This is a genomic window from Burkholderia sp. Nafp2/4-1b (assembly GCF_003635165.1).
Classification (GTDB): domain Bacteria; phylum Pseudomonadota; class Gammaproteobacteria; order Burkholderiales; family Burkholderiaceae; genus Burkholderia.
The window spans coordinates 22,416-45,497 of the sequence record NZ_ML058624.1 but is presented as its reverse complement, the minus strand read 5'-3'; the positions used below and the strand labels follow the sequence as shown (position 1 = coordinate 45,497).

Sequence of the window (23,082 nt, the reverse complement as noted above, 5' to 3'; positions counted from 1 at the left end):
TTGCCGTGTCACGCGGCGGCAAGCCATGCCACGCGCCGGCCGGCATCGCCCGCCAGGTCGGCCGCATCGAACGGGAATTCGATGCCGCGCGGCACGGCTTGCGGCAGCACCGCGAGCACACCCGTGACGAGCGCATCGTCCGGGGTCGGCGCCACCGCGAAGCGGCGTGCGCCCTCGCCGACGACTGCCTTGCAATGAATGTATTCCACGTGCGGCGCGAGTGCGTGCGCGCATGCGAGCGGCGCTTCGCCCGGCCACTGCCAGTTGCCGATGTCGAACGTCATGCCGAGCGCATCCGGCACGCCCGTCGCGGTCAGCGCGGCGAACAGCCCGCGGAACTGCGCGAGCGCGCCGCCGACCGGCAACTGGCCGTTCTCGACCACCACGCGAGCCCGCGCGCCGCGCGACAGCGCGACGAGGTCGGCCGCATGCGCGTCGCCCGCGAACCCGCCGAGCTGGAACTTCACGAAGCGCGCGCCGAGCGCGTCGGCTTCCGCGAGCGTGTCGCGCAGCGCGTCGGTGTCGAGCGCGCCGGTTTCCGTGTACAGCGTCGCCGGCGTCGAATAGACCGACCACAAGCCCTGAGCCGCGAGTTCGGCGCCGAGCGCAGCCAACGCGCCGGGCGTCGCGTCGTCTTCCGATGCGAACAGTTCGCGCCGCACCTCGAAGCCGGTCGCACCGGACGCCGCCGCGGTCGCGATGAAAGCACGGTGGCCCTGCTGACGCACGCGGTCCATCCCGAATGCGCTCGCCACGATCACGATGTCTGCCATTTCTGCCCTTTTTTACCGGAATGGAACCGGTTCCATTTGCTTGAGACGGATGGTGCGCTTCGCGTCTCCTGCACACCATAGAGGAAATCCCTAGGACCCCCTCCCCGCGCGGATCCCCGCCGGTGCATACGTGCCCGCCGTTCTTCCCGCAGCGACTTCGAACGCCTATGCGGCGCCGTGCGTCTCGTGCGTGAGGCTCATGTCGAGGAACTGGGCCGCCACGCGCGACGGCGCGGCACCGTGCGGCACCAGGATCGAGAAGTGGCGCGTGAGCGGCGCCGGGGCGAGCGAGCGCGGCACGAGCGCCGCACCGTCGTGACGCAGCGACATCGCCGACACGAAGCCGACGCCCATCCCCGCGCGCACGGCCTCCTTCACGGCCTCGACGCCCGCGATCTCGAACGCGACGCGCATCGGCGCGCCGCCGTGCGCGAACGCGCGTTCGACGAGTTGCCGCACGCCGGAGCCTTCCTCGCGCAGCACGAGCGGATGCGCGGCCAGTGCGTCGAGCGTGACGCCGGCATCGAACTCGGGCGTGGCGAGCGCGTGCCCCGTCGGCACGACCGCGACGATCTCGTCCTCGTGCCACGCATGCACGGCGGTGCCGGGCGGCAGCGCCTCGCCGGGCGGCCCTTCGATCATCGCGATGTCGAGAGACGCGAGCGCGGCGACCACGTCGGCCGTATTGCCGCTCATCGTCTGGATCGCGACCCGCGGCGCGCGCGGCTGGAACGCGGCGATCAGGTACGGCAGCAGATACGCGGCCGGCGTCGTGCTCGCGCCGATCCGCAGCGTGCCGGCATCGAGCCCGCGCACCGCGTCGCGAAACGCGCGCGCCTGCGCGAACGTGTCGCGCTGCGCGTTCGCATACTGCGCGAGCTGTTCGCCGACCGGCGTCAGGCGGATGCCGCGGCCGTCGCGCTGGTACAGCGGCTCGCCGAACTCGTCCTGCAGCAGGCGCAGCTGGCCCGACACGGCCGGCTGCGACAGATGCAGCGCCACGGCAGCGCGGCTGATGTTCAGGTGTTCAGCGACGGCCGCGAACGTTATCAGTTGATCCGGGGTCATGGGGATGAATTATCGGCTTTCCGGATAGTTTATGTCACAAATCACAATTTTTCATATCGATATAACCAAACTAGGATTAGGCCATCGCAACCTGTTTCCTCACGGCCACCATGTCCACTGCCCCGAGCCCCCACCTCAGCCATGCCGCGCCGTCGGTGCGCGGCCAGTTGAACGGCGTGCTGTTCGTCGCGCTGTTCGCCGCCGCCGTCACCAGCCTGTCGGAGCTGCCGGCGATCGCCGCGCTCGGCCTGTCGCCGCTGATCGTCGGCATCGTCGCCGGTACGCTGTACGGCAACGCGCTGCGCGACGGCATGCCCGCCAGCTGGGCGGCCGGCGTCAACTTTTCCGCGCGCAAGCTGTTGCGCATCGCGGTCGCGTTCTTCGGCCTGCGCGTGAGCCTGCAGGAAATCGCGCAGGTCGGCCTGCCTGGCCTGACGGTATCGGTGCTGGTCGTCGTCAGCACGCTCGTGATCGGCACTTGGGTCGGCATGAAGGTGATGAAGCTCGATCGCGACGCGGCGCTGTTGACCGCCGCCGGCAGCGCGATCTGCGGGGCCGCGGCCGTGCTCGCGTTCGAGTCGACGCTGCAGTCGAAGCCGCACCAGAGCGCGATGGCCGTGGGCAGCGTCGTGCTGTTCGGCACGCTGTCGATGTTCCTGTACCCGCTCGCGTATCACGCCGGTCTGTTGAATCTCGACCCGGCCGGCCTCGGCCTGTTCTTCGGCGGCACGATCCACGAGGTCGCGCAGGTGGTCGGCGCGGCAAGCGACATCAGCCCCGAAGTCACGCACGTCGCGACCATCGTGAAGATGACCCGCGTGATGCTGCTGGTGCCCGTGCTGCTGACGCTCGGCTGGTGGCTCGCCCGCTCGGCCCGCTCGGCAAGTGCCGCCGCCGGCGCCGACGGCGCGCAACGCCAGCGCAAGGTCTCGGTGCCGTGGTTCGCGCTGGGCTTCCTCGGCTTCGTGATCGTGAATTCACTGAACGTGCTGCCGACCGACATCACGCATACGCTGAACGTGCTCGACACCTTCGCGCTGACGATGGCGATGACCGCCCTCGGCATCGAGACCCGCGTGTCGCAGATCCGCGAGGCCGGCCCGCGCGCATTGATCACCGGCCTGATCCTGTACGTATGGCTGATCGCCGGCGGCTACGGGATCACCTGGGCGGTGCAGCACTGGCTTGGCTGAGCCGCACGTCCACGCCGCGACACGCGCCGCGCCCGACGGGAAGGTCCCGCGGGCGCGGCGCAGTGCTATGCTTCGCGTCGTTTTCCTTCGTCCTCTTCATCGCCCACTTTCAGCCGTGCTCTCGTTCCTGCTGAAGCTGCGCACGCGCGCGCAGACGCTGTTCCGCCTGTCGGACGCCCATACGATGCTGATCTGGTCGGCGATCGTCGGCGTCGGCGGCGCGTTCGCCACCATGAGTTTCCGCGAAGGCATCGACCTGATGCAGCGCCTGATCTCCGGGCAGAGCGGCAGCTTCGTGCAGATGGCGAGAAGCCTGCCGTGGTACGTGCGCTTCTGGATGCCGGCCGCGGGCGGCTTCCTCGCCGGCTGTGTGCTGCTGCTCGCGACGCGCGGCGACAAGCAATCCGGCAACACCGACTACATGGAAGCCGTCGCGCTCGGCGACGGCATCGTGCCGGTGCGGCAGAGCCTGTGGCGCAGCGTGTCGTCGCTGCTGACGATCGGCAGCGGCGGCTCGATCGGCCGCGAGGGCCCGATGGTGCAGCTCGCGGCGCTCGCGTCGTCGCTGGTCGGCCGCTTCGTGCACTTCGACCCGCCGCGCCTGCGCCTGCTCGTCGCGTGCGGCGCGGCCGCCGGCATCACGTCCGCGTACAACGCGCCGATCGCCGGCGCGTTCTTCGTGTCGGAAATCGTGCTCGGCACGATCACGATGGAGAGCTTCGGGCCGATGGTCGTCGCGTCCGTCGTCGCGAACATCGTGATGCGGGAATTCGCCGGCTACCGGCCGCCGTACGAGATGCCTGTGTTCCCGCCCGTGACGGGCCCCGAGGTGCTGCTGTTCGTCGTGCTCGGCGCGCTGTGCGGCGTGCTCGCGCCGCAGTTCCTGCACCTGCTCGATGCGTCGAAGCACCAGTTCAAGCGGCTGCCCGTGCCGCTGCCGGTGCGGCTCGCGCTCGGCGGCCTGGTGGTCGGCGTGATCTCGGTGTGGACTCCGGACGTATGGGGCAACGGCTACAGCGTCGTGAACGACATCCTGCATGCGCCGTGGACCTGGCAGGCGCTCGTCGCGGTGCTGGTGTTCAAGGTGATCGCGACCGCCGCGACCGCCGGCTCGGGCGCGGTCGGCGGCGTGTTCACGCCGACGCTGTTCGTCGGCGCCGTGTTCGGCTCGCTGTTCGGGCTCGTGATGAACGCGCTGTGGCCGGGTCACACGTCCGCGTACTTCGCGTACGCGATGGTCGGGATGGGCGCGTTCATGGCCGGCGCCACGCAGGCGCCGCTGATGGCGATCCTGATGATCTTCGAGATGACGCTCAGCTACCAGGTCGTGCTGCCGCTGCTGGTGTCGTGCGTGTTCGCGTATTTCGTCGCGCGGGCGACCGGCACGACGTCGATGTACGAGATCACGCTGCGCCACCACCAGGACGCGGAGGAACGGTTGCGGCTGCGCACCACGCAGATGCGCGAACTGATCCAGCCCGCGCAGACGGTCGTGCCGCTCACCGCGAGCGTCGCCGACATGACGCGCGTGTTTCTCGAATATCCGGTGAAGTATCTGTACGTGACCGACGACGCCGGGCGCTTTCGCGGCGCGGTGGCACTGAAGGACATCACGTCCGACCTGCTCGACAAGCGCGACACGACCGACAAGACGGCCGCCCACTACGCGCACACGCCGTTTCCGCTGCTCACGCCCGACATGCCGCTCGCGACCGCGCTCGAACGCTTCATGGCGTTTCAGGGCGAACGGCTGCCGGTGATCGAAAGCGAAGCCGAGCCGACGCTCGCGGGTGTCGTCTACAAGACGTCGCTGCTCGACGCGTACCGGCGGATGACCGGCGAACGCTGACTCGATCTGCGCGCGGCGGCCGGTGCTGCGTCGCAGCGTTGGCGCTCAGCGCGCCGGCCGAGCGCCCGCTTGAGCACCCACCTGAGCCCCCGACCGTTCAGTCCGGCGCGCGCCCCAGCACGACCCGTGCGAAGAACCCGGCGAGCACAGCTTCGGCCGCGTCGGCCGACACGTGCTGCGGATCGGCCGTGCAATACGACTGCACGCCGTCGCACAGGCACATCAACCCGAACGCGAGCGTGTCGGCGGGCAGCAGCAGCGGCGTGCCCGCGCGCTCGGCGAAGCGCTCGATGAATTCGCCCATCTGCAGCCGCTTGGCGTGCAGGAACTGGTTGAAGCGCACGCGGAACTTCGCGTCGCGCGCCGCCTGCAGCTTCGCCTCGCCCCAGAGCAGCGAATACTCGTCGTCGCGAAAGAGCGTCCGGTAGTACGCGAGCGCCATCGACTCCATCTGCTCGCGCGTGCCGCCCCCTTCGAAAATCGCCTGGAAGTCGGCCTGCACCTCCGCGTGGTTGCGCTCCAGCAATTCCAGCAACAGGTCGGACTTGCTGCGGAAATTCGAATAGAAGGCGCCGCGCGTATAGCCGGCCGCCGCCGCGATGTCCTCGACGCTCGCGGCCACATAGCCTTTCTTCAGAAAAGTTCGATGCGCGGCTTTCAGCAGACGTTCGCGCGTCTGGTCCCTGCTCTGCTCGCGAGTTAAGCGCTGTGGTTTCATGCCGCGCAGTCTAGCATCCCTTCCCTTTCGGATTCATCTTTGCATTCAGATACAGGTGTGTATTAGAATCCGCCACAGTTTCCGAACGACCGCGTTCGGCAGTGTTCGTGCGCGCCGGACTCGGCGCCACTCGGGGCAGGCGCCACCGCGCTTGCCGACTTCGTTCCGCTCTCACCTGATCTGGGGGTTTCGTGAATCGCTCCGGTTCCCGCGCCGTGCTGCTGGTCGGCACCGCGCTCGTCCTCGCCGCCTGTCATCCGAAGGAAGCCGCGCCGCCCGCGCCGCGCCCGGTCGTCGCGCTGGCCGCGCACGCCGACGGCGTCGCGGCCGCCGCGACGCTGCCCGGCGAGATCCAGCCGCGCTATGCAACGCCGCTGTCGTTCCGCATCGCGGGCAAGATCGTCGAGCGCAAGGTGCGGCTCGGCGATACCGTCAAGGCCGGCCAGGTCGTCGCGCTGCTCGATCCGTCCGACGTCGAGAAGAACGCCGCGAGCGCTCAGGCGCAGCTCGATGCCGCGTCGCACAGCCTCGCGTTCGCGAAGCAGCAGCTCGACCGCGATCGCGCGCAGGCCCGCGAGAACCTGATCGCGACCGCGCAGCTTGAACAGACCGAGAACAGCTACACGTCGGCGCTCGCGCAGCGCAACCAGGCGCAGCAGCAGCTCGCGCTCGCGAAGAACCAGCTCCGCTACGCGACGCTCGTCGCCGATCACGCGGGCACCATCACCGCCGAACAGGCCGACACCGGCCAGAACGTGTCGGCAGGCCAGGCCGTCTACCAGCTTGCGTGGTCCGGCGACGTCGACGTCGTCAGCGACGTGCCCGAAGCCGCGCTCGCGTCGCTCACGCCCGGTCACGCGGCGAGCGTCACGCTGCCGTCGCTGCCGGGCCGCCAGTTCGCCGCGAAGGTGCGCGAGATCGCGCCGGCCGCCGATCCGCAAAGCCGCACCTGGCGCGTGAGGCTCACGCTCGCGGCGCCCGATCCGGCCGTGCGCCTCGGGATGACCGCGAACGTCGCGTTCGACGGCGCGCCGGTGGCCGCCAATGCGCCGAGCATCACGCTGCCCGCGACCGCGCTGTTCCACGACGGCCCGCATGCGGCCGTGTGGGTCGTGCGCGCAAAGGACGACACGCTCGAACTGCGCCGCGTCGACGTCGCGCGCTTCAACGAGCGCACGGTTACCGTGTCGCGCGGGCTGCAGCCGGGCGAGCGCGTCGTGCTGCAAGGCGTGCATACGGTCAGCGCGGGCGAGAAGGTGCGCGCGGTCGCGCCGCTGCATTCCGAGGATTTCGCGTCATGAGCGGCCCTCGCGAAGAAGGCCGCTTCAACCTGTCGGCATGGGCGCTGCGCCACCAGGCGCTGGTCGTCTACCTGATCGCGCTCGCGACGCTCGCGGGCATCCTCGCGTACACGCGGCTCGCGCAATCCGAAGACCCGCCGTTCACGTTCCGCGTGATGGTGATCCGCACGTTCTGGCCCGGCGCGAGCGCGCGGCAGGTGCAGGAACAGGTCACCGACCGCATCGGCCGCAAGCTGCAGGAAACGCCGGCCATCGACTTCCTGCGCAGCTATTCGCGCCCCGGCGAATCGCTGATCTTCTTCACGATGAAGGACTCGGCGCCCGTGAAGGACGTGCCCGAGACCTGGTACCAGATCCGCAAGAAGGTCGGCGACATCGGCTATACGCTGCCGCCCGGCGTGCAGGGCCCGTTCTTCAACGACGAGTTCGGCGACGTCTACACCAACATCTGGACGCTCGAAGGCGACGGCTTCACGCCCGCGCAACTGCACGACTATGCGGACCAGTTGCGGACCGTGCTGCTGCGCGTGCCGGGCGTCGGCAAGGTCGACTACTTCGGCGACCCCGACCAGCGGATCTTCATCGAGGTGAACAACGCGCAGCTCACGCGGCTCGGCATCTCGCCGCAGCAGCTCGGGCAGGCGATCAACGCGCAGAACGACATCTCGTCGGCCGGCGTGCTGACGACCGCCGACGATCGCGTGTTCGTGCGGCCGAGCGGCCAGTTCGGCAACGTCGACGCGATCGCCGACACGCTGATCCGCATCAACGGCCGCACGTTCCGGCTCGGCGATCTCGCCACCGTGAAGCGCGGCTATGACGATCCGCAGGTCACGCAGATGCGCACGGCCAGTCCAGGCATGGCCGGTCCAGGCGCGGCCGGCCATGCGGTGCTCGGCATCGGGGTGACGATGCAGCCGGGCGGCGACGTGATCCGGCTCGGCAAGGCGCTCGACGCCGAATCGAAAAACCTGCAGGCGCAATTGCCGGCCGGCCTCAAGCTCACGCTGGTGTCGAGCATGCCGCACGCGGTCGCGCATTCGGTCGACGACTTCCTCGAAGCCGTGGCCGAAGCCGTGGCGATCGTGCTGGTCGTGAGCCTGGTATCGCTCGGGCTGCGCACCGGGATGGTCGTCGTGATCTCGATTCCGGTCGTGCTCGCCGTCACCGCGCTCTTCATGTACCTGTTCGACATCGGGCTGCACAAGGTGTCGCTCGGCACGCTGGTGCTCGCGCTCGGGCTGCTGGTCGACGACGCCATCATCGCGGTCGAGATGATGGCCGTGAAGCTCGAACAGGGCTACAGCCGCGCGCGCGCCGCCGCGTTCGCGTACACCAGTACCGCGTTCCCGATGCTGACGGGAACGCTCGTCACCGTGTCGGGCTTCCTGCCGATCGCGCTCGCGAAATCGAGCACCGGCGAGTACACGCGCTCGATCTTCGAGGTGTCGGCGATTGCGCTGATCGCGTCGTGGTTCGCGGCCGTCGTGCTGATCCCGCTGCTCGGCTATCACCTGCTGCCCGAACGCAAGAAGCACGCGCACGAAGCCCACCTGCCGGACGATCACGAGCACGACATCTACGACACGCGCTTCTACACGCGGCTGCGCGGCTGGATCGACTGGTGCATCGAGCGGCGCTTCGTCGTGCTGCTGATCACCGGCGCCCTCTTCGTCGTCGCGCTGATGGGCTTCACGCTCGTGCCGCAGCAGTTCTTCCCGAGTTCCGATCGTCCCGAGTTGCTGATCGACCTGCGGCTGCCGGAAGGCGCGTCGTTCGCCGCGACGCTGCGGGAGACCGAACGCCTCGAGAAGGTGCTCGCCAAGCGGCCCGAGATCGACCACTCGGTGAGCTTCGTCGGCAGCGGCGCGCCGCGCTTCTACCTGCCGCTCGACCAGCAGCTGCAGTTGCCGAACTTCACGCAGTTCGTCGTCACCGCGAAATCGGTCGAGCAACGCGAGAAGCTCGCGACCTGGCTCGAGACCACGCTGCGCGACCAGTTCCCGGCCGTGCGCTGGCGCCTGTCTCGACTCGAGAACGGGCCGCCCGTCGGCTACCCGGTGCAGTTCCGCGTGAGCGGCGCCGACATCGCGACGGTGCGTTCGATCGCCGAGAAGGTCGCGGCGACGATGCGCGGCGACGCGCGCACGGTGCACGTGCAGTTCGACTGGGACGAGCCGGCCGAGCGGTCGGTGCGCTTCGAACTCGACCAGAAGAAGGCGCGCGAGCTGAACGTCACGTCGCAGGACGTATCGAGCTTCCTCGCGATGACGCTGTCCGGCACGACCGTCACGCAGTACCGCGAACGCGACAAGCTGATCGCGGTCGACCTGCGCGCGGCGCGCCCCGATCGCGTCGATCCCGCGAAGCTCGCGGGCCTCGCGCTGCCGACGCCGAACGGCCCCGTGCCGCTCGGTTCGCTCGGCCGCTTCACACCGACGCTCGAATACGGCGTGGTGTGGGAGCGCGACCGCCAGCCGACCATCACCGTGCAGTCCGACGTACGCGACGGTGCGCAAGGCATCGACGTCACGCATGCGATCGACGGCAAGCTGAACGCGTTGCGCGCGCAACTGCCGGTCGGCTACCAGATCAACATCGGCGGGTCGGTCGAGGAAAGCGCGAAGGCGCAGAGCTCGATCAATGCGCAGATGCCGCTGATGGCGATCGCCGTGTTCACGCTGCTGATGATCCAGCTGCAGAGCTTCTCGCGCGTGCTGATGGTCGTGCTGACCGCGCCGCTCGGGCTGATCGGCGTGGTCGGCACGCTGCTGCTGTTCGGCCAGCCGTTCGGCTTCGTCGCGATGCTCGGCGTGATCGCGATGTTCGGGATCATCATGCGCAACTCGGTGATTCTGGTCGACCAGATCGAGCAGGACATCGCGGCCGGCCACGGCCGCTTCGATGCGATCGTCGGCGCGACCGTGCGGCGCTTCCGCCCGATCACGCTGACCGCCGCGGCCGCCGTGCTCGCATTGATTCCGCTGCTGCGCTCGAACTTCTTCGGCCCGATGGCGACCGCGCTGATGGGCGGGATCACGAGCGCGACCGTGCTGACGCTGTTCTACCTCCCCGCGCTGTACGCCGCGTGGTTCCGCGTGAAGCGTGACGAGCGCGACCCGCACGACGGCCCGCCGCCAGGCGGCCGCACGCCGGCCGCGCCGTCGGGAGCCTGACCATGGATCGATCGATGAACCTGAAAACGAAGGCCGCGCGTGCGATCGCGGCCGCGAGCCTCGTTGGCCCGCTCGCCGGCTGCGCCTGGTTCGCGCCGAGCGGCGAGCCGCCCGCGATACCGTCGCCCGCGCATTACGGCGCCGCGCCGCAAGTGCAGCAGACCGTCGCCGCGCAAGGCGTCGCGCAACAGTTCGAAGTCGGCGCGCAGCCCGTGCCCGACTGGTGGACACAGTACCGCTCCGCTGCGCTGAACGCGCTCGTCGACGAAGGGTTGCGCAACAGCCCGACACTGAGCGCGGCGTCGCATTCGCTGGATGCCGCGCGCGAGCAGTTGCGCGCACAGATCGGCAGCTCGATGCTGCCGTCGATCGACGCGGGCGGCCAGGCCACGCGCCAGCGCGCGCTCGGCGTGCCGATCCCCGCGCTCGGCGCGCCGACACTGCTGTACGACACGTTCGTCGGGCAACTGCAGGCGAGCTACACGATCGATCTGTTCGGCGCGGCGCGCTTCGCGAACCGTGCGCTCGCGAAACGCGTCGACGTCAGCGCGTTCCAGCTCGAATCGGCGCGCCGCGCGCTCGCCGCGAACATCGTCACCGCGTCGATCACGGTGGCGGTGCTCAATGCGCAGATCGCGACGACCGAACGGCTCGTCGCGCTCGCGAACGACCAGGCGCACGACGCGCAACGCCGCCATGCGCTCGGCTCGGCGTCGCGCAGCGACGCGCTGAACGCGCAGCAAAGCGCCGACACCTTCGCCGCGAGCCTGCCCGCGCTGCGCCAGCAGCGCGACTCGGCGCGCCATGCGCTGGCCGTGCTGATCGGCCGCACGCCCGATCGCGCACCGGCTGATCTCACGCTCGCCGACCTGCACCTGCCCGAGCAAGTGCCGGTTGTCGTGCCGTCGGACCTGCTGCAAAGCCGCCCCGACATCCAGGCCGCCGACGCGGGGCTGAAGGCGGCCGCCGCCGAAGTCGGCGTCGCGACCGCGCAGCTGTTCCCGCAGTTGTCGCTGTCGGCGGCGATGGGCCCAGGCGGCTTCAGCTGGCCGGCGATGCTGTCGGGCGCCGGCGCGATCTGGAACGTCGGCGCGTCGCTGAGCCAGCCGCTGTTTCACGGCGGTGCGCTGCTCGCGCAGCGTCGCGCGGCGAAGGCAACGTACGAGGCCGCGGTCGACCAGTACAAGCAGACCGTGCTGGCCGCATTCCAGAACGTCGCCGATTCGCTCGCCGCGCTCGAGCACGACGCGGAGGCGCTCGAGGCATCGTCGCGCGCCGCGCTGTCCGCACGCGGCGCTTACGACGACGCCGCCGCCCGCGTGCGGCTCGGCGCGTTGCCGCCGTCGGCCGCGCGGGCAAGCGAGCTGCAGTACCACAATGCACGGCTCGACGAGATCCGCGCGACCGGCGCACGCTTCGCGGATACCGCACGGCTGTATCAGGCGATGGGCACGCCGCCGGTCGCGCCGGTCGACGCGGCCGGCCACGCGGCGAAGGCAGGGAAAGCCGACGCAGCCGGCGCCGCGGATCAAAACGCCTCGGGCGCACAGGCCGCACAGGCAAGCGCAACACCGCCCGACGCGCCGCCGTCACTGCAATAACGCGGCGCGTCCGTCAGTCCCACGGCGCGCGGCACCACCCCGCGCGCCGATCTGCAAGCTTCCGCTTGACCCTCACGTAGCGTAACGTTCGAGACTCCAGTGTGCGCACCGAACGGAGGACATATGCGGCTGAAAGTGGGAGAACTGGCGAAACGCAGCGGGCTGACCGTCCGCACGCTTCATCACTATCACGCGATCGGCCTGCTGACGCCTTCGGCGCGTGCCGACAACGGCTACCGGCTGTACGACCGCGACGACATCGCCCGGCTCCACCAGATCCAGGCGTTGCGTCGCTTCGGCCTGTCGCTCGCCGAGATCGGCGACTACCTGAACCAGCCCGGCACCCCGCTCGTCGAGCTCGTCGCGAAGCAGATCGCGTCGCTCGACCGCCAGCTCGCGCAAACCGCGCAGCTGCGCGAGCGGCTCGTGCACCTGCACGCGCAGCTCGCCGCGGGCACGGAGCCGGAACTGGCCGATTGGCTCACCACACTGGAGTTGATGACCGTGTACGACAAATATTTTTCCGAGGAAGAACTCGCGCGCCTGCCGATGTACCAGAAGAGCCAGGCAGGCGACGCGGAATGGATCGCACTCGTCGCCGAGGTCCGTGCGCTGCACGATGCGGGCGTACCCGCCGAGGACGAGCGCGTCCGTGCGCTCGCCGCGCGCTGGATGGCGCTGCTGGTGCGCGACACCAACAACGATCCGCGGTTGCTCGCGAAGCTGAACCTGATGCACGAGCGCGAACCGTCGATGCAGTCGAAGATCGGCATTTCGACCGTGTTGCGCGACTATGTATTGCGTGCTTCGTCGGAAACGAAGATGCGGCTCTTCGAGAAGTATCTCGCGCCGGACGAGATCCGCTTCATGCGGGCGCACTACCGCGAACGGGCGATGGAATGGCCGCAACTGATGGCCGACGTGCGCGACGCGATCGATGCGGGCACGCAGCCCGATTCACCGCAAGGCCGCGCGCTCGCGCAGCGCTGGCTCGAGCTGTTCTGCAGCTATGCGGGCCACGATCCGGCCACGCACGCGAAATTCCGCGCGGCGCTGATGAACGAGCCGGCGCTGACCAAGGATTCGTGGACCGACGAGACGCTGCTCGCCTTCATCCGCGAGGCGATGGCGCAACTGGCGCCGGTGCGCTGATCCGGTAACGATGCGGGCGGCACGCGGGTTTTCCGTGTACCGCCCGCTCACCGCCCGCGCATCCCGAGCCCGAGCGCCTTCATCCGCCGGTACAGCGTGCGTTCGCTCATCCCGACCTGCTCGGCGAGCTGCTTGCGCGTACCGTCGAACCTGCCGGCAATCCGCACGAGCTCCGCGTCCGACACGCCGCGCGCATCCGAAGCATGCGTTTGCGGCGCCGCCGCTGCCGCGACCAGCTCGGCCGGCAGATGCTCGACGCGAATCGTCCCGTCGTCCGCGAACAGGCACGCGCGTTCGAGCACGTTGCGCAGCTCGCGGATATTGCCCGGCCACGCATACGCATCGAGGCACGCACGCGCACGCTCGGTCAGCACGAACGGCCGGGCCACGAATGGCCGGGCGCCCGCATCGCCGGCCCCGGCGCGCGCGTTCGCGATGCGCCGCAGGATCGATTCGGCGAGCAAGGCGACGTCGCCGCGCCGCTCGCGCAGCGCCGGCAGCGGAATCGGAAACGCGTTGATCCGATAGTAAAGATCCTGCCGAAACCGGCCGTCGTCGATCATCTCGCGCAACGGCTTGTGCGTCGCCGCGACGAGCCGGAAATCCGCGCGCAGCGCCTCGACGCCGCCGACGCGCCGGAACGTTCCCGACTCGATCAACCGCAGCAGCTTCACCTGCATCGGCAGCGGCACGTCGCCGATTTCGTCGAGAAACAGCGTGCCGCCCTGCGCGGTCTCGACGAGGCCCGGCTTGCGCTGGTTCGCGCCGGTAAACGCGCCCTTCTCGTAGCCGAACAGCTCGCTTTCGAACAGCGTCTCCGCGATGCCCGAGCAATCGACGACCACGAACGGCCCCATTGCACGCTCGCTCGCCTCGTGCAGCGCCCGCGCGAACAGTTCCTTGCCAGTGCCCGACTCGCCGAGCAGCAGCACGGGCAGCATCGACGGCGCGACGCGCTGCAGCGCGCCGAGCGCCGCATTGAACGCGTCCGCGCCGCCGACGAGCCCTTCCGCGCTCGGCTGCGCGGACGCGCTGCGCACCGTCGTCAGGCGCTCGACGTACGCGATCACGTCGCCTTGCGCATCGAAGATCGGCCGCAGCTCGACGTCGACGTGCTCGGGGCCGCGCGGCGTATGGTGGATGTGCAGCACGCGGTTCAGGCTGCGCGACTCGAGCGCCTGCTTCATCGGGCAATGCTCGCCGGCCTGGTCGCACGGCACGTCGTAGTGATGCGAGACCTGGAAGCAGTGCCGGCCGACGTGCTCGACGCCCGCCACGCCGAACTGGCGCCGGTACGCATCGTTCGCCGCGACGATGCGGTAGTCGGGATCGACGACGATCATCGGCTGAGGATCGTGTTCCAGATACGCGACCAGCGCACGCACGTCGGGCATGACATCGCGCGACGGCGCGGGAACGATCGGAATGGTGTCATGCGGAATCATGGAGCACTCGAAACGGATGGCCGGACGGACTGCCAGGCCGACTGCCAATTCTGCCATGACACTGCCAGGCATGGCAGTTTGACTCAACAACAACACGCCGCCCCAACCCGCGTCGCGTCGGAATCGCACCCGAAATCCGAGCCGAATCAAGCACCTGCCACATCGTCCGACCTTGCCTGGCCACTTGGCATGCTTCTTGAACATGGAACTGCAATGACAGATCCAGTACCCGGTCGAGGATATCCCGTGAGCCATCCCCCCAAGCTGTCGGTCGAAGGCTTCTTCGACCCGGCAACCCACACCGTCAGCTATCTGCTGCTCGATACCGAGAGCCGCGCGTGCGCGCTGATCGACAGCGTGCTCGACTACGATCCGAAATCCGGCCGCACGCACACCGCCAGCGCCGACCGGCTGATCGCGCGCGTCACCGAACTCGGCGCGACGGTGCACTGGCTGCTCGAAACGCACGTGCATGCCGATCACCTGTCCGCCGCGCCGTACCTGAAGGCGCACGTCGGCGGCCAGATCGCTATCGGCTCGCACGTGCGCCGCGTGCAGCACGTGTTCGGCACGCTGTTCAACGCCGGCCCTGGCTTCGCGCACGACGGCAGCCAGTTCGACCGCCTGCTGGACGACGGCGACACGCTCGCGCTCGGCGCGCTGACGATCCGCGCATTGCACACGCCCGGCCATACGCCCGCGTGCCTGACCTACTGCGTCGACGACGCGACGCAACGCGCGGCGTTCGTCGGCGACACGCTGTTCATGCCCGACTACGGCACCGCCCGCTGCGACTTCCCCGGCGGCGACGCGCGCACGCTGTACCGCTCGATCGCACGCGTGCTGGCGCTGCCGCCCGACACGCGCCTCTATCTGTGCCATGACTACCAGCCGGGCGGCCGCGACGTGCAGTTCGTGACGACGGTCGCCGAGCAGCGCCGCGCGAACGTGCACGTGAAGGACGGCGTGACCGAGGACGCGTTCGTCGACATGCGCACCGCACGCGACGCGACACTCGACATGCCCGTACTGATGCTGCCGTCCGTGCAGGTCAACATGCGCGCCGGTCACCTGCCCGAACCCGAGAACAATGGCGTGCGCTACCTGAAGATCCCGCTCGACGCGATCTGAGCCGCCGCCCCCAACGGAGAACCCCGACATGACCATCCGCAAGCCGACCGACACGCTGTCGGTCTCGCCCCAGATTGCCGCACCGGCCGCCGACGCGCAGCACGACATCGTGATCGTCGGCGCGGGCGCGGCCGGCATCGCGGTCGCATCGAGCCTGCTCGCACGCGACGCGTCGCTCGATATCGCAATGATCGACCCGGCCGATATGCACTATTACCAGCCGGGCTGGACGATGGTCGGCGCGGGCGTGTTCCGGCCGGATACGACCGCACGGCAAATGGCCGATGTACTGCCGCGCGGCGTGAAATGGATCCAGGCGACCGTCGCCGGCTTCGAGCCCGACGCGCGCATGGTGGTGCTCGACGGCGGCCGGCGGATCGGTTACCGCAAGCTCGTCGTGTGCCCGGGGCTCAAGCTCGACTGGCACGCGATCGACGGTCTCGCGCAAACGCTCGGCCGCAACGGCGTCACATCGAACTATCGCTACGATCTCGCGCCGTACACGTGGGAACTGGTGCAGGCGTTCCGCGGCGGCAATGCGCTCTTCACGCAGCCGCCGATGCCGATCAAGTGCGCGGGCGCCCCCCAAAAGGCGATGTATCTGTCGTGCGATCACTGGCGGCGCACGGGGCGCCTGGGCGCCGCGAACGTCGAGTTCCTGAATGCGGGCGGCGCGCTGTTCGGCGTGGCCGACTATGTGCCCGCGCTGATGGAGTACGTGAAAAGCTACGACATCGCGCTGTCGTTCGGCCACAACCTCGTCGCGATCGACGGGCCGGGCCGGCGCGCGACGTTCACGCGCACGCTGCCCGACGGCGGCACGGAAACCGTCGAGCGTGCGTTCGACATGATCCACGTCGTGCCGCCGCAGAAGGCGCCCGATTTCGTGCGAGCGAGCCCGCTCGCCGACGCGGCCGGCTGGATCGACGTCGATCCGGCGACGCTGCGGCACAAGCAGTTCGCGGACATCTTCGCGCTCGGCGACGTCACCAACACGACCAACGCGAAAACCGCCGCGGCCGCGCGCAAGCAGGCGCCCGTCGTCGCGCACAACCTGCTCGCGTCGCTGGGCCGCGCGCACGGCGCCGCCGCGTACGACGGCTACGGGTCGTGCCCGCTGACCGTCGAGCGCGGCAAGATCGTGCTCGCGGAATTCCTGTACGGCGGCAAGGTCGCGCCGACCTTCCCCGCGTGGCTGATCGACGGCCGGCGCCCGTCGCGGCTCGCGTGGCTGCTCAAGGAGCGCGTGTTGCCGCCGATCTACTGGAAGGCGATGCTCAAGGGCCGCGAATGGCTCGCGAAGCCCGCGATCGCAAGTTGACCCGCACCTGACGACACCATGCTGATTTCCTTGATACTCGGCGGCCTCGTAGGCGCCGTGCTGGGTCTCACCGGCGCGGGCGGTGGCATTCTCGCGGTGCCCGCGCTCGTCGTCGGGATGGGCTGGCCGATGCAGCAGGCCACGCCCGTCGCCCTTGTCGCGGTCGCGGGCAGCGCCGCGCTCGGCGCGCTGGAAGGGTTTCGCCGCGGGCTCGTGCGCTATCGCGCGGCGCTGCTGATGGCGGCGGCCGGCGTACCGCTCACGACGCTCGGCGTGAAACTCGCGCACGTGCTGCCGCAACGCGTGCTGCTGGCGCTGTTCGCGCTGACGATGCTGGTCGTCGCGGGCCGCCTGCTGCGACAGGCACTGCGCAACGCGTCCGGCCACACCGACGCGTCGCCGCTGTGCGTCGGCCGCGTGAACCCCGATACGGGCCGGCTCGTGTGGTCCTGGCCGGTCGGGCTCGCGCTTGCGTCGACCGGCGCGGTCACGGGGCTGATGACGGGGTTGCTCGGCGTCGGCGGCGGCTTCGTGATCGTGCCGATGCTGCGCAAGTTCACGAACGTGTCGATGCACGGCGTGGTCGCGACGTCGCTGATGGTGATCGCGCTGGTCGGCACCGGCGGCGTGTTCGCGACGCTCGTCTCGGGCACGCGCGCGCCGCTCGACATGATGCTGTGGTTCACGGTCGCGACCGCGATCGGGATGGCGGCCGGCCGCGGTGCGTCGCGGCACCTGTCAGCGCGGCACGTGCAGGCCGGGTTCGCGGTCGTGCTCGTCTGCGTGGCGCTCGGGCTGCTGGCCAAGGCGGCGTTTGGCGCATAAGCCACGCGGCGCAGCGCGCACCATCAAATAAAACGCCCGGCCCGACTCGTCATCGGCACCGGGCGTTGTTCGTTGCGTCGGCAACCTGTGCGTGGCGACGCGCTCGCCGTCAGACCGCGAACGCCATCATTCGCTTGCGCTCCTGACGCAGCATCACGAAATTCGCGATCACGACGCCGGCCGTCACCGCGACGATGAACAGCGTCGCGAGCGCGTTCATCTCCGGGTTCAGGCCAAGCCGCACGCGCGAGAACACGACGAGCGGCAGCGTCGTCGAGCCGGGGCCCGACAGGAACGCCGACAGCACCAGGTCGTCGATCGACAGCGTGAACGACAGCAGCCAGCCTGCGATCAGCGCCTGCGAGATCAGCGGCAGCGTGACCGTGAAGAACACCTTCAGCGGCGTCGCGCCGAGATCGAGCGCGGCTTCCTCGAGCGACGGGTTCAGCTCGCGCACGCGCGACTGCACGATGATCGCGACGTACGAGATGCACAGCATCACGTGCCCCAGCCAGATCGTGAACACGCCGCGCTCGGCCGGCCAGCCGATCCACTTCGCGAGCTCGATGAACAGCAGCAGCAGCGAGATCCCCTGGATCACCTCGGGAATCACCAGCGGCGCGTTGATCATCCCGCTGAACAGCGCGAAGCCGCGAAAGCGGCCCATCCGTGCGAGCACGAAGCCGGCCCACGTGCCGATGAACACCGACGCGAACGCGGTCAGCAAGCCGATCTTCAGCGACAGCCACGCGGCCGTCAGCAGCTCGTCGTCCTGCACGAGCGCCGAGTACCAGCGCAGCGAGAAGCCCGACCACACGGTGACGAGCTTCGACTCGTTGAACGAATAGACGATCAGGCTGACGATCGGGATGTACAGGAACGCGAAGCCGGCGAACAGCGCCGCGAACTGCAGGTAACGATTCGGCTTCATCGACGGCGGCCCTCCTGCTCCTTCGCCTGGAAGTGCTGGAACATCGCCATCGGCACGAGCAGCAGCAGCACCATCGCGCAGGTCACGGCCGACGCCATCGGCCAGTCTGCGTTGTTGAAGAACTCATTCCACATCACGCGGCCGATCATCAGCGTATTCGCGCCGCCGAGCAGTTCCGGAATCACGTACTCGCCGACCGCCGGAATGAACACCAGCAGGCAGCCCGCGATGATCCCGTTCTTCGACAGCGGCAGCGTGATCTGCACGAACGCCTTCCACGGCTTCGCGCCGAGGTCGTACGCGGCTTCGAGCAGGCGCAGGTCCATCTTCACGAGGTGCGCGTACAGCGGCATCACGAGGAACGGCAGGTACGAATACACCATCCCGATGTACACCGCGTAGTTGGTGCGGTACAGCTCGATCGGCGTATGCGTGAGGCCGATCCACATCAGGAAGTTGTTCAGGAGCCCGTTGTTCTTCAGGATCCCGATCCATGCATACACGCGGATCAGGAACGACGTCCAGAACGGCAGCATCACGCCCATCATCAGCAGGTTGCGGGTCGCCGGATTCGAACGCGCGATGTAGTACGCCATCGGATAGCCGATCAGCAGGCACAGCAGCGTCGTGATCGCGGCCACCTCCACCGAATTCACGTAGGTCGCGAAATACAGGCTGTCGGTGAGCAGGAACGCGTAGTGCGACAGGTTCAGCGCGATGTGCACCACGCCCTCGGTGTACGACGCGAGTTCCGTATACGGCGGGATGCCGAGCTGCAGCTCCGCGAAGCTGATCTTCACGACCAGCACGAACGGCACCAGGAAGAACAGCACGAGCCACGTGTACGGCCCCGCGACGACCGCCGAGCCGCCGGTGAGGTTGAAGCGCCGCACCGGCCATGCGAGCAGGGACTTGAGCGCGGTCATGACGTCAGCACCACCCCTGCCGTCGCGCTCCAGCGCACGTAGATCTCGTCGCCGAGCGACGGCGTGTCGAGCTCGGTGATCGCGAGGCTCGATACGTTCGCGATCACCGTCTTGCCCGCGTCGAGCTTCACGTGATACAGCGAATAGCCGCCCATGTACGCGACGTTCGTGATCCTGCCGCGCGCCCAGTTGAACGCGCCTTCGGGCGGCTTGCGCGTGAGCGCGATCCGCTCGGGGCGCACCGACACCGTGACCGGCATCCCGAGCGGGCCCGTGATCCCGTGGCTCACATACAGCCGGCTCGGCAGCTCCGGCGACTCGATGTACACGTAATCCGGCTCGTCCTCGACGGTAACGCCGTCGAACAGGTTCGTCGAGCCGATGAATTCGGCCGAGAAACGGCTGTTCGGATATTCGTAGACTTCGTTCGGCGTGCCGATCTGCACGATCTGCCCTTCGCTCATCACGGCGAGCCGGTTCGCCATCGTCATCGCTTCTTCCTGGTCGTGCGTGACCATGATGCAGGTGACGCCCACCTTCTTCAGGATGTTGACGAGCTCGATCTGCGTGCGCTGGCGGATCTGCTTGTCGAGCGCCGACATCGGCTCGTCGAGCAGCAGCACCTTCGGGCGCTTCACGAGCGAACGCGCGAGCGCGACGCGCTGCTGCTGGCCGCCCGACAGCTGGTGCGGCTTGCGCTTCGCGTACTTGCTCATCTGCACGAGCTCCAGCGCCGCCGCGACACGCTCCTTCAGCTCGGCCTTCGGCGTGCCTTCCTGCTTCAGGCCGTATGCGACGTTCGCTTCGACCGACATGTGCGGGAACAGCGCATACGACTGGAACATCATGTTCACGGGCCGCTTGTACGGCGGCATCTGCGCGAGATCCTCGCCGTCGATCAGGATCTTGCCCGACGTGACCGTCTCGAGGCCCGCGAGCATCCGCAACAGCGTCGACTTGCCGGAACCCGAGCTGCCCAGCAGCGCGAACAGCTCGCCCTGGCGCACCGTGAGGCTGACGTTGCGCACCACTTCGGTCTCGCCGAATTTCTTGACGGCGTCGACGATCTGGACAAAGTTCTCGGCGCGCGTGCCGGCGCCGGGCGAAGGAACGAAGGACGGCGCGGCCGCGACCGGCGCACCCGACTGGCTATTCATGATGTGCTGCTTCTCTCCTGCGTTTGACGAACAAAGCCCCCGGGGGCACCCAGGGGCTTCATGACTGCTGGCTCACTCCGGCTCGCGTCAGCGGCCCGATTTCAGCTCGGTCCACAGACGCGTCTGCAGACGCTGGATTTCAGGCGGCAGCGGCTTCAGCAGGAACAGCGTCTTCACGACGTCGGCCGGCGGGTAGACGGCCGGGTCGTTCGCGACGTCCGGCCGCACGTACTTGCGGGCCTCGGCGTTCGCGCTCGGGTAGTACACGGCGTTCGTGATCGCCGCGTGCACCTTCGGATCCTCGATGTAGTTGATCCACTGCAGCGCGGCTTCCTTGTTCTTCGCGTCCTTCGGAATCGCCATCACGTCGAACCAGACCGGCGCGCCGCCCTTCGGAATGTAGTACTCGACCTTGTACGGCTTCTTCGCTTCCATCGCGCGATGCTTCGCGATCACGACGTCGCCCGACCAGCCGAACGCGAAGCAGATGTCGCCGCCGACCAGATCGTTGATGTAGCCCGACGAGTTGAACTGCGTGATGTACGGGCGGATCTTCTTCAGCACGTCCATCGCGGCCTTGTAGTCGGCCGGGTTCGTGCTCATCGGATCCTTGCCGATGTAGTGCAGCGCTGCCGCGAACATCTGGTCCGGCGCATCGAGCACCGACACGCCGCAGGTCTTCAGCTTCGCGAGGTTTTCCGGCTTGAACAGGATGTCCCAGTTGTCGAGCGGGACCTTGCCGAGCGCCTGCTGCGCCTTCGTCAGGTTGTATGCGAGGCCGGTCGTGCCGTACGCCCAGGGCACCGAATACTTGTTGCCCGGGTCGGCGCCGGCAACGAGCGCCATCAGCTGCGGATCGAGGTACTTGAGGTTCGGCAGCTTCGACTTGTCGAGCGGCGCGAAGATGCCGGCGGCGATCTGCTTGCCCGCGTAGTTGCTGGTCGGCACGACGATGTCGTAGCCCGAACTGCCCGTCAGCAGCTTCGCCTGCAGCGTGTCGTCGCTGTCGTAGTTGTCGTAGCGGACCTTGACGCCCGCCTGCTTCTCGAAGTTCGGGATCGTGTCCTTCGCAATGTAGTCCGACCAGTTATAGATATTGAGCTGCGTATCCTTCGCCGCCGCCGCCGATGCACCCACGCACAGCGCGAGCGCTGCGAACCGGCCCACTACCTTTGCTTTCATCCCGTTCTCCCTTCGGCCGGACAGGTTGCCCGGCTGCCGTCTGCCTCGTCATGGCGGCGCATTCTGGCACGCCGCCCCTTGAAAACCCCGAAAACTACCATCATTCGCGCCCCGTCACAAAAAAATCATGCCGGTGTCGCGCAAACGGAACAGATTACCGCCGCGAGCCGCGCCAGGCGGGCCGCGGCGGTTGGCTATCCCCGGGGAATTCTATCGGGTAATCGGCGCCTGTCCATCAGGAAAAGAAAGCGTTCGGGCAGCCGGGCAATGCGCGCCGCAGTGTCACGGCCACGCGACCGGACAGCCCGCCGGCGACGCCCGCGGGCCGACCGGTGCCGATGCATTAAAATGACGCCCTGACGATTTCACTGCGCGAACCCTCCCGATGGCCTCCAATCTTCACGACCTCCCCGACAGCCCCTGCATCGGCGTGTGCTCGACGCTCTTCGACGAAGTCTGCAAGGGCTGCGGCCGCACGGCCGCCGAAGTCTCGAACTGGGTGTTCCTGAGCGACGACGAAAAACGCACGGTGTGGGAGCGCATCACGCGCGAAGGCACCGCGATGCGCTTCCAGTACGACAAGCTGTAAATCCGCCGCGCAAAAAAAGAGCGGCATGCCGACCGCCATGCCGCCAACCCCAACTCTGTTCTTTTTCCGTCGCGTCTAGAACTTCATCCCGACGCCCACGCCGACGATCAGCGGATCGATGTGCAGCGTGCCGATGCCCTTGTCGCCGAGCGTCGCATCGGTGCTCATCCAGATCTTCTTCACGTCGACGTTCATGAACACCTTCTTCGTCAGCTGCACGTCCACGCCGAACTGCAGCGCGGGACCGAAGCTGCTCTTGTTGATCGACACGCCTTCCCCGCCGACGTTGAGCCCGTTGTTGTAGAAGTACGTGTAGTTCAACCCGGCGCCGACGTACGGACGAACCTTGCCCGCATGGTTGAAGTGATACTGCAGCAACAGCGTCGGCGGCAGCACGCCCACGCCGCCGAGATTGCCGAGGCTCGACGTCATCTGATGACGCGACGTGCCGAGGATCAGCTCGACGCCGAGGTAGTCGCGGATCATGTACGTGAAGTCGAGCTCCGGCACGATCGCGTTGTTCACGCCCGTGTTGATTGCACCGAGCGTGTCGCTCGCGCGCTCGTTCGGCTGGATGCTGATCGCGCGCAGCCGGACCAGGACGTCACCCTGGTTGATGCCGTCGCCCGGCGACGCCGCGTGCGACAGCGACGGCATCGCGACGATGCTGGCCGCGACGGCGGCTGCGGTGACACAAGTTCGAATCGTTTTATGCATGGTACGGACCCCCAAAGAATGGTTCCC

At 68.2% G+C, this 23,082-nt stretch carries 19 protein-coding genes; 10 read left to right on the top strand and 9 right to left on the bottom strand.

Annotated features, from left to right (window positions below):
• Positions 1-8: 8 nt before the first annotated feature.
• Positions 9-773 carry a TIM barrel protein gene (locus C7H84_RS30075; protein WP_121862209.1) on the bottom strand — a complete coding sequence of 255 codons (765 nt, stop codon included), beginning with the start codon at positions 771-773 and terminating at the stop codon, positions 9-11.
• 165 nt (positions 774-938) lie between these two features.
• On the bottom strand, positions 939-1,841 hold the full coding sequence (locus tag C7H84_RS30070) for a LysR family transcriptional regulator (protein ID WP_121862208.1): 903 nt from the start codon (positions 1,839-1,841) through the stop codon (positions 939-941).
• 110 nt (positions 1,842-1,951) lie between these two features.
• On the opposite strand from C7H84_RS30070, the gene C7H84_RS30065 reads away from it, so the two are divergent.
• Positions 1,952-3,034: a YeiH family protein gene (locus tag C7H84_RS30065; RefSeq protein ID WP_121862207.1), complete on the top strand. Its 1,083-nt coding sequence runs from the start codon at positions 1,952-1,954 to the stop codon at positions 3,032-3,034.
• Positions 3,035-3,149: 115 nt separating this feature from the next.
• Complete coding sequence (locus C7H84_RS30055; protein WP_205611477.1) at positions 3,150-4,883, top strand: ClcB-like voltage-gated chloride channel protein; 1,734 nt, start codon at positions 3,150-3,152, stop codon at positions 4,881-4,883.
• Between the two features lie 97 nt (positions 4,884-4,980).
• On the opposite strand, the gene C7H84_RS30050 is transcribed toward C7H84_RS30055, so the two are convergent.
• On the bottom strand, positions 4,981-5,601 hold the full coding sequence (locus tag C7H84_RS30050) for a TetR family transcriptional regulator (RefSeq protein WP_121862204.1): 621 nt from the start codon (positions 5,599-5,601) through the stop codon (positions 4,981-4,983).
• A 191-nt stretch (positions 5,602-5,792) separates the two neighbouring features.
• Between C7H84_RS30050 and C7H84_RS30045 the strand changes: the two genes are divergently transcribed.
• From C7H84_RS30045 to C7H84_RS30030, 4 genes are all read left to right on the top strand, one after another.
• The gene (locus C7H84_RS30045) at positions 5,793-6,902 is read left to right on the top strand and encodes an efflux RND transporter periplasmic adaptor subunit (protein ID WP_121862203.1); all 1,110 of its coding nucleotides are present in this window, start codon (positions 5,793-5,795) and stop codon (positions 6,900-6,902) included.
• Positions 6,899-10,078: an efflux RND transporter permease subunit gene (locus C7H84_RS30040; RefSeq protein WP_121862202.1), complete on the top strand. Its 3,180-nt coding sequence runs from the start codon at positions 6,899-6,901 to the stop codon at positions 10,076-10,078. Before C7H84_RS30045 ends, C7H84_RS30040 begins: the two co-directional genes overlap by 4 nt.
• A gap of 2 nt (positions 10,079-10,080) precedes the next feature.
• Positions 10,081-11,679 (top strand): efflux transporter outer membrane subunit, encoded by a 1,599-nt coding sequence (locus C7H84_RS30035; protein WP_121862201.1) that lies wholly within the window; start codon positions 10,081-10,083, stop codon positions 11,677-11,679.
• A gap of 123 nt (positions 11,680-11,802) precedes the next feature.
• Positions 11,803-12,831 carry a MerR family transcriptional regulator gene (locus tag C7H84_RS30030; protein ID WP_121862200.1) on the top strand — a complete coding sequence of 343 codons (1,029 nt, stop codon included), beginning with the start codon at positions 11,803-11,805 and terminating at the stop codon, positions 12,829-12,831.
• A gap of 47 nt (positions 12,832-12,878) precedes the next feature.
• On the opposite strand, the gene C7H84_RS30025 is transcribed toward C7H84_RS30030, so the two are convergent.
• The gene (locus C7H84_RS30025; RefSeq protein ID WP_121862199.1) at positions 12,879-14,276 is read right to left on the bottom strand and encodes a sigma 54-interacting transcriptional regulator; all 1,398 of its coding nucleotides are present in this window, start codon (positions 14,274-14,276) and stop codon (positions 12,879-12,881) included.
• Between the two features lie 246 nt (positions 14,277-14,522).
• Here C7H84_RS30025 and C7H84_RS30020 point away from each other — a divergent pair, with 246 nt between their 5' ends.
• Genes C7H84_RS30020 through C7H84_RS30010 form a run of 3 tightly spaced genes read left to right on the top strand, consistent with a single transcriptional unit; the run spans position 14,523 to position 17,553 of the window.
• Entirely contained in the window at positions 14,523-15,407 is an 885-nt protein-coding gene (locus C7H84_RS30020; RefSeq protein WP_121862198.1) for an MBL fold metallo-hydrolase, read from the top strand.
• Positions 15,408-15,435: 28 nt separating this feature from the next.
• A complete protein-coding gene (locus tag C7H84_RS30015; protein WP_240462137.1) occupies positions 15,436-16,728 on the top strand; it encodes an FAD/NAD(P)-binding oxidoreductase in 1,293 nt (430 codons plus the stop codon).
• Positions 16,729-16,746: 18 nt separating this feature from the next.
• Complete coding sequence (locus tag C7H84_RS30010) at positions 16,747-17,553, top strand: sulfite exporter TauE/SafE family protein (RefSeq protein ID WP_121862197.1); 807 nt, start codon at positions 16,747-16,749, stop codon at positions 17,551-17,553.
• Positions 17,554-17,662: 109 nt separating this feature from the next.
• Here the strand turns inward: C7H84_RS30010 and C7H84_RS30005 are convergent, their stop codons facing one another.
• The 4 genes from C7H84_RS30005 to C7H84_RS29990 form a co-directional block, all read right to left on the bottom strand.
• Positions 17,663-18,484 carry an ABC transporter permease subunit gene (locus tag C7H84_RS30005; RefSeq protein ID WP_121862196.1) on the bottom strand — a complete coding sequence of 274 codons (822 nt, stop codon included), beginning with the start codon at positions 18,482-18,484 and terminating at the stop codon, positions 17,663-17,665.
• On the bottom strand, positions 18,481-19,410 hold the full coding sequence (locus C7H84_RS30000; RefSeq protein WP_121862195.1) for an ABC transporter permease subunit: 930 nt from the start codon (positions 19,408-19,410) through the stop codon (positions 18,481-18,483). Before C7H84_RS30000 ends, C7H84_RS30005 begins: the two co-directional genes overlap by 4 nt.
• On the bottom strand, positions 19,407-20,567 hold the full coding sequence (gene potA / locus C7H84_RS29995; RefSeq protein WP_121862194.1) for a polyamine ABC transporter ATP-binding protein: 1,161 nt from the start codon (positions 20,565-20,567) through the stop codon (positions 19,407-19,409). Before potA ends, C7H84_RS30000 begins: the two co-directional genes overlap by 4 nt.
• 87 nt (positions 20,568-20,654) lie before the next feature.
• Positions 20,655-21,749, bottom strand: a complete 1,095-nt coding sequence (locus tag C7H84_RS29990; RefSeq protein WP_121862193.1) for a polyamine ABC transporter substrate-binding protein — start codon at positions 21,747-21,749, stop codon at positions 20,655-20,657.
• A gap of 385 nt (positions 21,750-22,134) precedes the next feature.
• Between C7H84_RS29990 and C7H84_RS29985 the strand changes: the two genes are divergently transcribed.
• Positions 22,135-22,338 carry a DUF1289 domain-containing protein gene (locus tag C7H84_RS29985; RefSeq protein ID WP_014896954.1) on the top strand — a complete coding sequence of 68 codons (204 nt, stop codon included), beginning with the start codon at positions 22,135-22,137 and terminating at the stop codon, positions 22,336-22,338.
• Positions 22,339-22,413: 75 nt separating this feature from the next.
• On the opposite strand, the gene C7H84_RS29980 is transcribed toward C7H84_RS29985, so the two are convergent.
• Positions 22,414-23,055: an OmpW family outer membrane protein gene (locus C7H84_RS29980; RefSeq protein ID WP_121862192.1), complete on the bottom strand. Its 642-nt coding sequence runs from the start codon at positions 23,053-23,055 to the stop codon at positions 22,414-22,416.
• Positions 23,056-23,082 lie beyond the last annotated feature (27 nt).

What these genes read in the sequence shown, in the direction of transcription:
- C7H84_RS30075 (WP_121862209.1), bottom strand. Translation starts at nt 773, where the DNA reads ATGGCAGACATCGTGATCGTGGCGAGCGCATTCGGGATGGACCGCGTG.
- C7H84_RS30070 (WP_121862208.1), bottom strand. Translation starts at nt 1,841, where the DNA reads ATGACCCCGGATCAACTGATAACGTTCGCGGCCGTCGCTGAACACCTG.
- C7H84_RS30065 (WP_121862207.1), top strand. Translation starts at nt 1,952, where the DNA reads ATGTCCACTGCCCCGAGCCCCCACCTCAGCCATGCCGCGCCGTCGGTG.
- C7H84_RS30050 (WP_121862204.1), bottom strand. Translation starts at nt 5,601, where the DNA reads ATGAAACCACAGCGCTTAACTCGCGAGCAGAGCAGGGACCAGACGCGC.
- C7H84_RS30040 (WP_121862202.1), top strand. Translation starts at nt 6,899, where the DNA reads ATGAGCGGCCCTCGCGAAGAAGGCCGCTTCAACCTGTCGGCATGGGCG.
- C7H84_RS30035 (WP_121862201.1), top strand. Translation starts at nt 10,081, where the DNA reads ATGGATCGATCGATGAACCTGAAAACGAAGGCCGCGCGTGCGATCGCG.
- C7H84_RS30030 (WP_121862200.1), top strand. Translation starts at nt 11,803, where the DNA reads ATGCGGCTGAAAGTGGGAGAACTGGCGAAACGCAGCGGGCTGACCGTC.
- C7H84_RS30025 (WP_121862199.1), bottom strand. Translation starts at nt 14,276, where the DNA reads ATGATTCCGCATGACACCATTCCGATCGTTCCCGCGCCGTCGCGCGAT.
- C7H84_RS30015 (WP_240462137.1), top strand. Translation starts at nt 15,436, where the DNA reads ATGACCATCCGCAAGCCGACCGACACGCTGTCGGTCTCGCCCCAGATT.
- C7H84_RS30010 (WP_121862197.1), top strand. Translation starts at nt 16,747, where the DNA reads ATGCTGATTTCCTTGATACTCGGCGGCCTCGTAGGCGCCGTGCTGGGT.
- C7H84_RS30005 (WP_121862196.1), bottom strand. Translation starts at nt 18,484, where the DNA reads ATGAAGCCGAATCGTTACCTGCAGTTCGCGGCGCTGTTCGCCGGCTTC.
- C7H84_RS30000 (WP_121862195.1), bottom strand. Translation starts at nt 19,410, where the DNA reads ATGACCGCGCTCAAGTCCCTGCTCGCATGGCCGGTGCGGCGCTTCAAC.
- potA (WP_121862194.1), bottom strand. Translation starts at nt 20,567, where the DNA reads ATGAATAGCCAGTCGGGTGCGCCGGTCGCGGCCGCGCCGTCCTTCGTT.
- C7H84_RS29990 (WP_121862193.1), bottom strand. Translation starts at nt 21,749, where the DNA reads ATGAAAGCAAAGGTAGTGGGCCGGTTCGCAGCGCTCGCGCTGTGCGTG.
- C7H84_RS29985 (WP_014896954.1), top strand. Translation starts at nt 22,135, where the DNA reads ATGGCCTCCAATCTTCACGACCTCCCCGACAGCCCCTGCATCGGCGTG.
- C7H84_RS29980 (WP_121862192.1), bottom strand. Translation starts at nt 23,055, where the DNA reads ATGCATAAAACGATTCGAACTTGTGTCACCGCAGCCGCCGTCGCGGCC.